We start from the raw sequence: 12,944 nt of genomic DNA, 5'->3' as shown, positions 1-12,944 counted from the left end.
CCGACCAACGGTCGGCCCCCACCAAAGCAGAACGCCGTTCCGACAGACCGCAGGAAACTGTCGAAGGCGGGGTTGGGGGGGGGGGGGGGGGGGGGGGGCCCCAGAGGGTGCGGCGCCGGCCGCTCTAACTCCCTCGTGTGGGGGGGGGGGCGCCCCGCTGGGGCCCCCCCCCCCCCCCCCCCCCCCCCCACCCCGCCTTCGACAGTTTCCTGCGGTCTGTCGGAACGGCGTTCTGCTTTGGTGGGGGCCGACCGTTGGTCGGCACGGTAGATCCACGCCATGCGTGGACGGATCTCTGGAGGATCGACGGTGGAGATTAAATCTCCACCTGCGCGCCGAGTTCCACCAGCCGGTTACCCGGAATCCGGAAGAAGCCGGTCGCCGGCGCGGCATTCCGGTGCATCAGCGCGAACAGCTTGTCGCGCCAGATCGGCATGCCGCGGTTGGCGGTGGCGACGATGGTTTCGCGGCTGGCGAAGAAGGTGGTGTCCATCGGGTCGAAGTAGATGCCGCCGTGGTCGCACGAGCGCATCAGCGCCAGTGGGACGTCCGGGGTCTCCATGAAGCCGAAGCGCACATAGACCCGGTAGAACTCGTCGCCCACCGATTCGATCTTCAGCCGCTGCCCTTCCATCGCATACGGGATCGGCAGGGTTTCCACATGCAGGAACACGTTGCGTTCGTGCAGCACTTTGTTGTGCTTGAGGTTGTGCATCAGTGCGTGCGGGGCCACGGTCGGATCCGCAGTGAGGAACACGGCGGTGCCCGGCACGCGTACCGGCGGCGCCAGCATCAGGCCCGGCAGGAAGGTATCCAGGCGGATGCCGTCCTTGCGGATCTCATCGCGCAGCAGCTCGCGGCCCCGGCGCCAGGTACGCATCATGGTGAACAGGAAGATGCCCAGCACTACCGGGAACCAGGCGCCCTGCAGCAGCTTGGCGCCGTTGGCGATGACAAAGCCGAGGTCGATGATGAAGAACACCACGCACAGGGGCAGCAGCCAGGCGCGTGCCTTCGGCCACAACGAGCGGGCCACCAGGGCCAGCAGCAGGGTATCGATCAGCATGGTCGCCGACACCGAGATGCCGTAGGCCACCGCCAGGTTGGACGAGCTGCGGAAGGCCAGCACCAGGCCGATCACCATCACCGCGATGCCCCAGTTGATGCCCGGGATGTAGATCTGGCCGATGGTGTCGTGCGAGGTGTGCTTGATGCGCATGCGCGGGATGTAGCCCAGCTGCATCGCCTGACGCGAGACCGAGAACGCACCGGTGATGACCGACTGCGAGGCAATCACCGCCGCCATGGTGGCCAGGATGATCATCGGGTACAGCGCCCACGACGGCACTGCCTCAAAGAACGGGTTCTTCAGCGCCTCGGGATGGTTGAGCACCAGTGCGCCCTGCCCCAGGTAGTTCAGCACCAGGCACGGCAGCACGAAGAAGTACCAGGCATGGCGGATCGGCTTGGCACCGAAGTGGCCCATGTCGGCGTACAGCGCTTCGCCGCCGGTCACCGCCAGTACCACCGCACCGAGGATGAAGATGCCGTGCCAGCTGTGCTCCATGAAGAAGCGGATCGCCCACCACGGGTTGAAGGCTTTCAGCACTTCCGGCGCATCCACGATGTTGTAGATGCCGATCGCCGCCAGCGAAATGAACCAGACCGACGTGATCGGGCCGAACGCCTTGCCGATCTTCTCGGTGCCGAAGCGCTGCGCCGCGAACACCATCAGCAGCACCACCACCGTGATCGGCACGATGAAGGCATGCAGGCCGGGCGCGGCCACCTCCAGGCCTTCGACGGCGCCCAGCACCGAAATCGCCGGCGTGATCACGCCGTCGCCGAAGAACAGCGAGGCGCCGAAGATGCCAAGGATGCCCACCACGTAGGCCGAGCGCGACCCGTTGCGCAGCGTGCGCTGGGTCAGCGCCATCAGCGCCATGATGCCGCCCTCGCCGTCATTGTCGGCGCGCATGATGATGGTCACGTACTTCAGCGTGACCACGATGTTCAGTGCCCAGAACGCCAGCGAGAGCACGCCCAGTACCGTGTCGTGGTCGCTGTTGAGCCCGTAGTGCGGCGAGAACGCCTCCTTCAGGGTGTACAGCGGGCTGGTACCGATATCACCGAAGACCACGCCGATCGCACCGATGATCAGCGCCAGGCCTCCGGCGGGAGGAGCGTGACCGTGGCCGCCGGGGGCAGCTGCGTGCGGGGTTTGACTGCTGGACATGGGACTCCTGGCGAGGCTCAGGCGGTTCGTTGAGAGAAAGGAAGCCGACTCAGCGCAGCGCGGACTGCAGCGCCTTGCGGATCACGGTGGCCACTTCATCGCCTTCAGTGAAGGCGTCGCGGGCCATGCGGGCCGCTTCAGCAGGCTTGTAGCCCAGCTGCTGCAGCGCCACGGTGGCATCGGAAAGCGGGTCGGCCGCGGCCGGGCCGCTGCCGGTGGGCAGCGCGCCGCCGGCACCGAACTGGGCGGCGCGGTCGCGCAGTTCCAGCACCATTCGCTCGGCGGTCTTCTTGCCGATGCCCGGAATGCGGGTCAGCGCGGTGATGTCACCGGCCTGGACCATGCGCGCGAATTCCTCGACGGTGACCCCGGACAGCACGGCCAGCGCGATCTTCGCGCCGATGCCACTGACCTTCTGCACGTCGCGGAACAGCCGCCGTTCGCCCTCGCGCAGGAAGCCGTACAGCGAGACGCTGTCTTCCTTCTGCGCGTAATGGGTGTACAGGGTGACCTCGCGGCCGAGTTCGGGCAGGTCATAGAAGGTGCTCATCGGCGCCTCCAGCTCGTAGCCCACTCCGTTCACGTCCACCACCAGCCACGGCGGCGCCTTGTAGGCGACGATGCCGCGCAGTCGACCGATCATTGCGTGCAGCTCCTCATTTGCGGCCCCACGCCTGGCGGGCACTGAGCCCCAGGCGGTTGGCCGTTGCCCTTACGTGGGCATGGGTGATCGCCACCGCCAACGCGTCGGCCGCGTCGGCCTGCAGCTTGGTTTTCAGGTTGAGCATGAGCCCGACCATGTGTTGAACCTGTTGCTTTTCGGCACCACCACGACCGACCACCGCCAGCTTGATCTCGCTGGCGGCATATTCATGCACCGGCAGGTCACGCAGCACAACGGCGGAAATCGCCGCGCCCCGGGCCTGGCCCAGCTTCAGCGCCGAATCAGGGTTGCGGGCCATGAACACGCGTTCGATGGCCACTTCCTGCGGCTGGAACTCGCGGCACAGGTCGGCCAGGCCGAGCACCAGCAGCTTCATGCGCTGCGGGAAATCGTCCGCGCCCAGCAGCACCAGCGGCTGGTGGTGCACGTAGGTGACGCGCCCGGCGGCGTCGACATCGATGATGCCGACCCCGGTCCGCTGTGAACCGGGGTCGATGCCGAGGATGCGGGTCATGCTGCGCTCCTGGCAGGGTGGAACGGGGTGCGCTGGCAGGCGTATGGGCTCATGACTGTCCGCGGTGACCGTTCAACGGCCCGCGCCCAGGCCGTCGAGGACGGCTCAGGCGTAGGCGTCGGCGCCCAGTTCGGCGTTGGAGTACACGTCCTGCACGTCGTCCAGATCTTCCAGCATGTCCAGCAGCTTCTTGACCTGCAGGGCGACCTCGCCCTCGACCTTGATGTCGTTGTCCGCGCGGAACGTGATTTCCGCGTGATCGGCGACATGGCCGGCGGCGGTCATCGCGTCCTTGACCGCGTTGAAGGCGTCAGGGCTGGTGACCACGTCGATCGAGCCGTCGTCCGGATAGACCACGATGTCATCGGCGCCGGCCTCGATGGCGGCTTCGGTGATGGCCTCCTCGTCGGCGCCCGGGGCGAAGCTGAGCACGCCCAGGCGCTTGAACATGAAGGCCACCGAGCCTTCGGTGCCCATATTGCCGCCGCACTTGCTGAACGCATGGCGGACATCGGCCACGGTGCGTACGCGGTTGTCGGTCAGGCAGTCGACGATCACGGCCACGCCACCGGGGGCGTAGCCCTCGTAGCGGACTTCCTCGTAATCGACGCCTTCCAGTTCACCGGTGGCCTTCTTGATGGCGCGCTCGATCACGTCCTTGGACATGTTCACGGCCAGGCCCTTGTCCACCGCCACGCGCAGGCGCGGGTTGTTGTTGGGGTCGCCTCCACCGCCGCGCGCGGCGACGCCGATCTCGCGGATGATCTTGGTGAAAATCTTGCCGCGCTTCGCGTCGGACGCGTTCTTGCGGGCTTCGATGGAGGGGCCTCTACCCATGGGTGCTACCGTCTGGCTGCTTCAGGATCAAGGCGCGGATTCTACCTGATCGGGCGCTGCAACCGTGTCTAGGCCCGATGGATGCCGCTGCGCTCGCCGGGCATGGCCCGGCGAAGAGCGTGCGAACCAACGGTTCGCACCCACCCTGGTGTCGTTCGCACCCACCCTGGTGCCGTTCGCACGCACCCTGGCAGGCCGTTCGCTCCCACCAACTTACGCGGCGGCGGCGTCGCGGCTGTGGTCGAAACGGCCATGACGCAGGAAATGCGCGGTCTGCCGCGCGGCGTCGGGCGATACCACCAGGCCGCTGTGGCTGGTGCGCACCACGCAATGGTCGGCCAGCCCCGGCAGGCGGGTCTCGGCCAGTGCCACGGTGCCGTCGGAGGCATCGTCGATGGCACCCAGCAGGCTGCCCAGCCCATGCGGTACCGAGCCGGCGATCAGGCCAACCTCCGCCCGGCCCTGCCAGTCCGGCAGGCCATCGAGCAGCAGCTCGCTGCTGCGGCCCAGCGCCAGGCCCCAGCCGTGCTCGGACAACGAGCGTGCGGTACCACTGCCGCGCAGCGGCGAACCCAGGCAGACCACGCGCTGCACCGGCAGCTGCGGATTGCGCCGCAGCGCTTCCAGCGCCAGCAGCCCGCCCAGGCTGTGGCCGACCAAACTCAGCGGGCCGGCGTCGGCGAGCCGCTCCAGCAGCTGCGGTACGGCCACGTCCGGGCCACCGAACACCGAGGAATAACCAAACGCGTGCACCTGGAAGCCGCGCGCGCGCAGGCGCCAGGCCAGCGGCCCGACCCAGGCGCGGGCATTCCAGATGCCATGCAGCAGCAATACGGGGGGAGTCATGCAAACAGCCTGGCGGTCAGCGGGGCAGGAACGTACGGTGATTGAACACGCGCGCGCAGCAAGCGGCAGTGAACATCAGGCCGCGCGCGGTGCGCGGCGCAGGATGAATTCGAGATCGTTCGTGTCGCCCACCGGGAACAGGTATTCGCCGGCCTTCTCGAAACCGTAGCGGGCGTAGAAGCGCTGTGCGCCGAAGTTCTCCGACCACACGCCCAACCACAGGGTGCGCGGGCCCTCGTGTTCCAGCCAGGCCAGCGCGGTTTCCAGCAGGCGGCTGCCCCAGCCGCAGCTCTGCTGCGTCTTGATCAGGTACAGGCGCTTGAGTTCGCCGTCACCGGCCTTCACGTCCGGGTGCGGCAGGCCGCAGGGGCCGGCGGCGGCATGGCCTACCGCCTCCCCATCCAGTTCCAGCAGCCACACCGCGTAATCGGGGTGGGCCAGGATCACGCGCTGGCGCTCGACCGCGTAGGCCTCCTCCAGGAAGGCCTGCAGGTCCTGCGGCGGGTACAGATGGCCGAAGGTTTCAGTGAACGTGCGGGCGGCCAGCGCCGACAGGGTCGGCGCGTCGTCCACAGTGGCGCGGCGGATCGAATACATGCAGGAAGTTGACGCCAGGGCGAAGCAGGGGTCAAGCCTTTTCAGGCGACTCCGCTTCTTCTTCCCCGTCCTCTTCCTCGTACTCCTCTTCGTCCTCGTCCTCTTCTTCCTCGCCTTCCTCGTCCTCGTCGTATTCTTCCTCTTCGTCGTCCTCGTAATCCTCGACGCCGAAGTCTTCACCGTCCCAACGGCCTTCGCCGTCGGCGACGAAGGTCAGGGCCATCGCCGCCGGGTTGGTACCGACGCGGACCAGCCAACCACCGAACACCCGTGCACGCTCGGTGACCAGGTTGGCCTCGGAGCCTTCATTGCCCAGCTTTTCCCACTCCAGCGAAAACGCAAACTCGGTCATTGCCTGGATCTCCTGATCAGTTGGTCTTGGGGCGAACCTGGATGTGCACTTCGGCCAGCTGCGCGTCGACGATCGGCGACGGCGCGTCGGTCATCAGATCCTGTGCACCGGTAGTCTTCGGGAACGGGATGACGTCGCGGATCGATTCGGTGCCGGCCATCAGCGCGGCGATGCGGTCGATGCCGAAGGCGATGCCACCGTGCGGCGGCGCGCCGTAGTTCAGCGCGTCGAGCAGGAAGCCGAACTTGGCGCGGGCCTCTTCGGCACCGATGCCGAGCAGCTCGAACACCGCGCTCTGCATGTCCGGACGGTGGATACGGATCGAACCACCGCCGATCTCATTGCCGTTGAGCACCATGTCGTAGCCGCGCGAAACGGCGGTACGGGCGTTGGCGCGCAGGTCGGCGATGTCGTCCACGGCCGGTGCGGTGAAGGGGTGATGCAGGGCGACGTAACGCTGTTCTTCCTCGTCCCATTCGAACATCGGGAAGTCGGTGACCCACAGCGGCGCCCAGCCGTCGGCGACCAGGCCGAAGTCCTTGCCGGCCTTCAGGCGCAGCGCGCCCATGAAGTCGGAGACCTTGTTGTAGCCACCGGCACCGAAGAACACGATGTCGCCGTTGCCGGCGCCAACATGGGCCACCAGCGCAGCGAAGGAGGCCTCGCTGAAGAACTTCTGAATCGGCGAGCTGATTTCGCCGTTGTCGGCGATCTTGATGTAGGCCAGGCCCTTGGCGCCGTACTTGGCGGCGTGCGCGGCGTACTCGTCGATCTGCTTGCGGCTCAGCGCTGCGCCGCCCGGGATCCGCAGCGCGGCGACGCGGCCTTCGGCATCGTTGGCCGGGCCGGTGAACACTGCGAACTCGCTGTCCTTGACCAGTTCAGCCACGTCGACCAGCTCCAGCGCGATGCGCAGGTCCGGCTTGTCCGAACCGTAGCGACGCATCGCCTCGGCCCAGGTCATGCGCGGGAAGCTGGCATCCAGCTGGACGTCGACCACTTCCTTGAAGATGGCGCGGATCATGTCTTCGACGAAGTCCTGCACGTCGCGCTCGCGCACGAAGGCGAATTCCATGTCCAGCTGGGTGAACTCCAGCTGGCGGTCGGCACGCAGTGCTTCATCGCGGAAGCAGCGCGCGATCTGGTAGTAACGGTCGAAGCCGGCCACCATCAGGATCTGCTTGAACAGCTGCGGGCTCTGCGGCAGGGCATAGAACTCGCCCGGGTGCATGCGCGCCGGCACCAGGAAGTCGCGCGCGCCTTCCGGGGTGGCCTTGGTCAGGATCGGGGTCTCGATGTCCTGGAAGCCCTTCTCGTCCAGGTGGCGGCGCAGGGCCTGCACCAGCTTGATGCGGGTGCGCTGCATGCGCTGCATTTCCGGACGGCGCAGGTCCAGGTAGCGGTACTTCAGGCGGGTTTCCTCGCCCGGGTTCTCGTGCGCGTGGAACGGCAGCGGCGCGGCCTTGTTCAGCACGGTGATGGCGGTGGCGATCACTTCCACCTTGCCGGTGCGCATCTTGTCGTTCACCGCGTGGCGTGCACGCACCACGCCTTCCACCTGCAGCACGTCCTCATAGCCCAGCGACGCGGCCACGGCGAACACGTCGGTGTTGTCGACTTCCACGGTCACCTGCACGATGCCTTCATGATCGCGGAGATCGATGAAGCAGACGCCGCCCTGGTTACGGGCCACGTCGGTCCAGCCGGCGAGGGTGACAGTCTGGCCAATCAGGGTCTCATCGACCAGGCCGCAGAAGTGGGTACGCATGGGGGAAGCTCCGCTGGAGAACGCCGGCACCGGATGGGGGCCGGAAAGCCTCGTATTCTGCGGCCGAGGCCCCGGCCGGGGCAAATCCGGCCAGTCACACTGGCTTGATCGCCTCCCCCCCTATAGTCGGGCACCTACCACCGTATGGGATGCCGCCATGAAACCGCTGTCCCTGGCCAGCCTGGCCGTAACCCTCAGCCTGGGTGCGCTGGGCACCCTGGCCCTGCCCACCCCTTCCGCGCATGCGCAGAGCGGCGTGGTCCGCTGCGAAAGCCAGAACAACCGCGAACGGGTCTGCAACACCGGCTGGCGCAATGCGCAGCTGGTCCGCCAGCTGTCCGGCAGCGCCTGCGACGAAGGCCGCACCTGGGGCAGCCGTAACGGCAGCATCTGGGTCAACAACGGCTGCCGCGCGGAGTTCGTCGAGGCCCGTGGCGGCTGGGGCGGCGGCAACGGGGGCGGCTGGGGCAGCAACAACGGCCGGCCCGGCGAGACCATCCGCTGCGAGAGCCAGAACAACCGCGAGCGCAGCTGCCCGGTCGGCTGGCGCAATGCCCGCCTGGTCCGCCAGTTGTCCGGCAGCCCTTGCGACGAGGGCCGTACCTGGGGTGTGCGCAACGGCGCGGTATGGGTCAGCAATGGCTGCCGCGCCGAATTCGCCGAGGCGCGCGGCTGGGGCGGTGGCGGTGGCGGCTGGGGCGGTGGCAACAGCAACTATTCCGTCACCTGCAGCAGCAACAACAACCGCTCGCAGACCTGCGACTGGGATGAGCGCCAGGGCCGGCCGGTGCTGCAGCAGCAGTTGTCGGGCAGCGCCTGCCAGGAAGGCCGCAGCTGGGGTTACTCGCGTGGCCAGGTGTGGGTGAGCAACGGCTGCCGGGCGCGCTTCGGCACGCGGTGAGGGATAGCGCCGGGCCATGCCCGGCGAGCGCAGTGGCGCGGTCAACTGCAGAAAACCCGCCGGGCACGGCCCGGCGCTATCGGGCTGGCTGCGCGGCCTCATCACCCCAAGGCGGCGGTGGCAGGTCGACCGGCCTGCTCAGATCGAACTGCACGCGGAAGCGGCGGCCGTCCGGGCGTGTCAGCTCGTAGACGAAGGTCTGGTCGGGATCGATCTCCATCGCCCACGTGTTGTGGGTCGACGCCAGCATGTCGGCGCGGCGGAACATCGCCACCGAATCGGCATCGGCCGGGAACTGCTGGCGCTCGGCGGTGCCCGGTGGCGTGCTGTCGCCACCGTAGAGGGTGATCGCGTCGGGGCTGCCATCTTCGTGGCGGTGGTCGTGCTTCAGCCGCAGCCCGTTCGGCGTGCGGGTCAGCACCCAGGTCCGCGAGTGGTCATCACCCACGTGGAACGGGATGCGCAGCTCATGCGCCGGGTCGGCGCAGCCACGCACATGCATGACCAGGCGCTGCCCGGCGAACGGATCCTTGCCGGTCGGTGCCGGCGAGTCCTCCACCACCTTGCCGGCGTAGGCCTGGCCGCAATGTGCAGCGATGGCGGCCATGAAGGCGTCGGCCGGTGCGGTCGCCAGATCATGGGCGACCGTATCGGAGCGCTGCGTGCACGCAGCGAGGCTGAGCAGGAGGGCGGCGGTAGTGGCAACGGCAATCGATCTCATGCCCCAACCCTAACGGCCATGGACGATGGGCGCAAACCGCGCGCCAGTCCCGCTCAGCGCTCGGCAGACGGTGCTGTCGGCAGTGCTTCGGTCGCCGCCACCGGTGCGGCCTCGCCCTGACCGGCCGGCTCCTGCTCCACCGGATCAACGTCAAACGGGGTACGGAACACCAGCGAAGGCAGCAGCGTAGTCAGCGCCGCGTACAGCAACAGCGCACCGAACAGCACCGCCGGGATCTGGAAGCGCTCGCGCATGATCGCCGCCAGCACCAGGGTGAAGATCAGCGTCGGTGCCAGCGCCAGCGAGACCCGCAGGCTGCTGCGGAAGCTCTCGCCGAACATCACCCGGCGCTGCAGCCAGACCACGCCGATGCGCAGCGGCAGCACCACCAGGGTGATCACGATGCCCAGCCCCAGCGCCTCGAAGCTGAGCGCTTCGCTGGGAACTTTGGTGCCGGCGTTGAAGAAGTAGAACGGCACGAAGAACGACGCGAACAGGCGCAGCGCGTGCAGGTTCTCGTGCGAGGCCAGCAGCGGCATGCGCTGGTGCAGCAGGCGCGCGACCAGGCCGGCGATGAACGCGCCAACCAGGTAGTACACGCCCAGCAGGTAGGTGATGTAGGCCGCCACCATGCCGACCATCACCAGCAGCGAGAATTCCGAGCCGGGCGCATGCGGTGCCACCCAGCGACCCAGCGCGATGAACAGCAACGGCAGGCCGACCATCATCGCCAGCAGCGCCAGGCTGGACAGCGCCATATGCCCCGGATCGCCGGCCTGCAGCACGATGAACAACGCCGCCAGCGCCAGCAGTTCGCCGGCGATGGCCTTGCTGGTCACCCAGAACCGCTCGTCCTCGCTCAGGCCCAGCCGCGACAGCGAATCCATGATGAAGCCCGTGGACGGCGTCAGCAGCGCCAACGCCAACAGGCCAGCGGCCTGCCACGGCAGCCCCGCATAGCGCCAAGCCAGCCAGCCCACCCCGAACAGCGTGCCGGTACGGATGACCAGATGTGCCAGCAGCGGCCACATGCCCCGGCGCAGCGCCTGCAGATCCACTTCCAGGCCGGCGAACAGGAACAGCGAGGAAATGCCCAGGGTGGCCAGCAGTCCGATCACCGCATCATGTGCCTGATCCCCCAGCCAGAGCATGCCGATGATGCCGAACAGCAGGCAGGTCAGTGGTGCGGGCAGGCTGAAGCGCTGCAGCGCGCGCGGGATTACCAGCAGCGCGAAGATCAGCAGCAGGTAGATCAACTCATGGCTCATCGGGGTCTTCCGTGGGGTTCGAACGCGCGCAGGATGCGCGCGCCGAACCGATCCGGCAAGCGACGTTTGAATAACCCCGGTTACCTCATCCGATCAACCGGTCGGCAATCCGCCCCACCTGTGCCAGCACGCTAGCGCGTTGCTCGTAGCTGATCGCGCCCGCCTGCAGATAAGCCGTCAACACCCACGGGGCGCCTCCGGCTACGGGCCACAGCACGGCGATGTCGTTGCGCGCGTCTTCACCATTGCTGCCGGTCTTGTCACCCACCCGCCAACGCTTGCCCAGGCCCGCGCGCAGGCAGGCGTCGCCGGTTTCGTTGTCGATCAGCCAGTCGGCCAGCTGCTGCCGCGAAGCCGGTTGCAGTACCTCGCCCAACACCACGCGCTGCAGGGTCGCGGCCATCGCCGCCGGCGTGGTGGTGTCGCGCGGGTCGCCCTTGGCAAAGCTATTCAGCTCCGGCTCCAGGCGGTCACTGCGGCTCACCGTATCGCCACTGGCGCGCAGGAACGCGGTCACTGCGGGCGGGCCACCGACCACGCCGAACAGTAGGTTGGCGGCGGTGTTGTCGCTGGTGATGATCGTGGCACGGCACAGATCGCGCACCGTCATGTCCTTGCCTGCATGGCGGCGGGTAACCGGTGCGTGCGAGAGCAGATCGGCCTCGCGCACCGGCACGCGGGTGTCCAGCAATGCCGGCGTGCGCTCGGCCTGGCTGAGCACGGTAGCCGCCAGCATGCTCTTGAAGGTGCTGCACATCGGGAAGCGCTCGTCCTGGCGATGACCGATGCGGCGACCGCTGGCAGTGTCCAGCAGGGTCACGCCGAGGCGTCCGGCGCAGGCCTTTTCCAGCGCGGCGAAGTCAGTGGCGGCGGTAATGGCGGCATCGGCGGGTGCGTTGGCGGTGGTCTTGCCCGCAGCACGTGCCAGCAGCGGCAGGGCAAGCGGGGAAGCCACGGCGGCACCACTGAACTGCAGGAATCGGCGACGGGCGAGCATACGGGTTCTCCTGGGGACCGCTCGATTATTGAAGCCGCTATCGGGGGCGACCAGCGCAAAAAATCAACAGGAGGCATGAAGCGAATTAATGCCTGACGCATTCAACCCCTTAATTTTCCGAAATCCATGGTTGAAGCGTTAGGATCAGCCATCACTCCAGCTCACGACTGCGCGATGTTGCACCCTACCCTGCCCCTGAACGCGCTGCGCGCCTTCGAGGCCGCCGCCCGCCACCAGAACTTCACCCGTGCCGCGCTGGAGCTGTGTGTCAGCCAGGCCGCGCTGAGCCACCAGATTCGCGGGCTTGAGGACCGGCTCGGCATCCGCCTGTTCCATCGCCTGCCGCGCGGCGTGGCGCTCACCGAAGAAGGCGCGGCGCTGTATCCGGTGCTCAACGAATCGTTTGAACGCATCTCGGCCAGCATCGCGCGTTACACCGGCGGACCTGCGCGTGAAGTGCTGACCCTGGGCGTGGTCGGCACCTTCGCCACCGGCTGGCTGCTGCCACGGCTGGCCGCGTTCGAGGCAGCGCACCCGGACATCGAGCTGCGCCTGCAGACCCACAACAACCGCATCGACCTGGCCGGCGAAGGCCTGGACCTGGCCATCCGGTTTGGTGATGGCGACTGGCAGGGCCAGGCCTGCACGGCGATCCTCGACGCGCCGTTCGCGCCGCTGTGCGCGCCGGCACTGGCGCGGCGCCTGAAACAGCCGCGCGACCTGGGCACGCTGCCGCTGCTGCGCTCCTATCGCAGCGACGAATGGCCGCGCTGGTTGCAGGCGGCAGGCGTCAGTGGCGTGGAAGCCCGCGGGCCGGTGTTTGATTCGTCATTGACAGTGGCGATGGCCGCGGTCGGCGGCGCCGGCGTGGCGCTGCTGCCGCTGCGCATGTTCGAGCAGGAGCTGGCCGAAGGCCGCCTGCTGCAGCCGTTTGGCACCACACTGGAGCTGGGACGCTACTGGCTGACGCGGCTGCGCTCGCGTGCAGAGCGCGAGCCGGCAAAGCGGTTCCGCGAGTGGCTGCAGGCGCAGGGATGAAACGCAGGGAACGTGGGTAGCGGCGGGGGGGGGGCCGCGCGGGGGGGGGGGGCGGGGGGGCGGCCGGCGCCGGCATCAACCCCCGGCACCGGGGGTCGCCCGGGGCCAGGCCGGGGGGCTTGTGCTATCGGTGGCGCCCCCGGGGCAGGGCCCGCCGCTACCGATGGCATCAGGACTCGAGCAGTTCCATCCAGGCGGCTTCGGC

At 67.9% G+C, this 12,944-nt stretch carries 13 protein-coding genes; 2 read left to right on the top strand and 11 right to left on the bottom strand.

What is annotated here, in order from left to right:
• Window positions 1-316: 316 nt before the first annotated feature.
• From R5H29_RS12680 to aspS, 8 genes are all read right to left on the bottom strand, one after another.
• Window positions 317-2,236: a potassium transporter Kup gene (locus tag R5H29_RS12680; RefSeq protein ID WP_021203145.1), complete on the bottom strand. Its 1,920-nt coding sequence runs from the start codon at window positions 2,234-2,236 to the stop codon at window positions 317-319.
• Window positions 2,237-2,285: 49 nt separating this feature from the next.
• Complete coding sequence (gene ruvA / locus R5H29_RS12675) at window positions 2,286-2,879, bottom strand: Holliday junction branch migration protein RuvA (RefSeq protein WP_019660131.1); 594 nt, start codon at window positions 2,877-2,879, stop codon at window positions 2,286-2,288.
• 13 nt (window positions 2,880-2,892) lie between these two features.
• On the bottom strand, window positions 2,893-3,414 hold the full coding sequence (ruvC, locus tag R5H29_RS12670) for a crossover junction endodeoxyribonuclease RuvC (protein ID WP_019660132.1): 522 nt from the start codon (window positions 3,412-3,414) through the stop codon (window positions 2,893-2,895).
• 105 nt (window positions 3,415-3,519) lie between these two features.
• Window positions 3,520-4,251 carry a YebC/PmpR family DNA-binding transcriptional regulator gene (locus R5H29_RS12665; RefSeq protein WP_019660133.1) on the bottom strand — a complete coding sequence of 244 codons (732 nt, stop codon included), beginning with the start codon at window positions 4,249-4,251 and terminating at the stop codon, window positions 3,520-3,522.
• Between the two features lie 213 nt (window positions 4,252-4,464).
• Window positions 4,465-5,097 (bottom strand): triacylglycerol lipase, encoded by a 633-nt coding sequence (locus tag R5H29_RS12660; protein ID WP_019660134.1) that lies wholly within the window; start codon window positions 5,095-5,097, stop codon window positions 4,465-4,467.
• 75 nt (window positions 5,098-5,172) lie between these two features.
• A complete protein-coding gene (locus tag R5H29_RS12655; RefSeq protein WP_155029997.1) occupies window positions 5,173-5,694 on the bottom strand; it encodes a GNAT family N-acetyltransferase in 522 nt (173 codons plus the stop codon).
• Window positions 5,695-5,725: 31 nt separating this feature from the next.
• Window positions 5,726-6,046, bottom strand: a complete 321-nt coding sequence (locus R5H29_RS12650) for a hypothetical protein (protein ID WP_019660136.1) — start codon at window positions 6,044-6,046, stop codon at window positions 5,726-5,728.
• A 16-nt stretch (window positions 6,047-6,062) separates the two neighbouring features.
• On the bottom strand, window positions 6,063-7,814 hold the full coding sequence (aspS, locus tag R5H29_RS12645) for an aspartate--tRNA ligase (RefSeq protein WP_332329246.1): 1,752 nt from the start codon (window positions 7,812-7,814) through the stop codon (window positions 6,063-6,065).
• A gap of 157 nt (window positions 7,815-7,971) precedes the next feature.
• Here aspS and R5H29_RS12640 point away from each other — a divergent pair, with 157 nt between their 5' ends.
• The gene (locus tag R5H29_RS12640) at window positions 7,972-8,715 is read left to right on the top strand and encodes a DUF3011 domain-containing protein (protein WP_332329245.1); all 744 of its coding nucleotides are present in this window, start codon (window positions 7,972-7,974) and stop codon (window positions 8,713-8,715) included.
• A 76-nt stretch (window positions 8,716-8,791) separates the two neighbouring features.
• Here R5H29_RS12640 and R5H29_RS12635 read toward each other — a convergent pair whose 3' ends face one another.
• From R5H29_RS12635 to blaL2, 3 genes are all read right to left on the bottom strand, one after another.
• Complete coding sequence (locus R5H29_RS12635; RefSeq protein ID WP_134731900.1) at window positions 8,792-9,436, bottom strand: hypothetical protein; 645 nt, start codon at window positions 9,434-9,436, stop codon at window positions 8,792-8,794.
• Between the two features lie 53 nt (window positions 9,437-9,489).
• Window positions 9,490-10,704, bottom strand: a complete 1,215-nt coding sequence (locus R5H29_RS12630; RefSeq protein WP_019660140.1) for a cation:proton antiporter — start codon at window positions 10,702-10,704, stop codon at window positions 9,490-9,492.
• Between the two features lie 85 nt (window positions 10,705-10,789).
• Entirely contained in the window at window positions 10,790-11,701 is a 912-nt protein-coding gene (blaL2, locus tag R5H29_RS12625; protein WP_332329244.1) for a L2 family extended-spectrum class A beta-lactamase, read from the bottom strand.
• A gap of 174 nt (window positions 11,702-11,875) precedes the next feature.
• Between blaL2 and ampR the strand changes: the two genes are divergently transcribed.
• Window positions 11,876-12,739 (top strand): LysR family transcriptional regulator AmpR, encoded by an 864-nt coding sequence (gene ampR, locus R5H29_RS12620; protein ID WP_021204719.1) that lies wholly within the window; start codon window positions 11,876-11,878, stop codon window positions 12,737-12,739.
• Window positions 12,740-12,944 lie beyond the last annotated feature (205 nt).

The sequence above is a fragment of the Stenotrophomonas sp. A3_2 genome, assembly GCF_036624925.1.
Taxonomy (GTDB): Bacteria; Pseudomonadota; Gammaproteobacteria; order Xanthomonadales; family Xanthomonadaceae; genus Stenotrophomonas; species Stenotrophomonas hibiscicola.
This window is presented reverse-complemented; position numbering and strand designations above follow the sequence as displayed.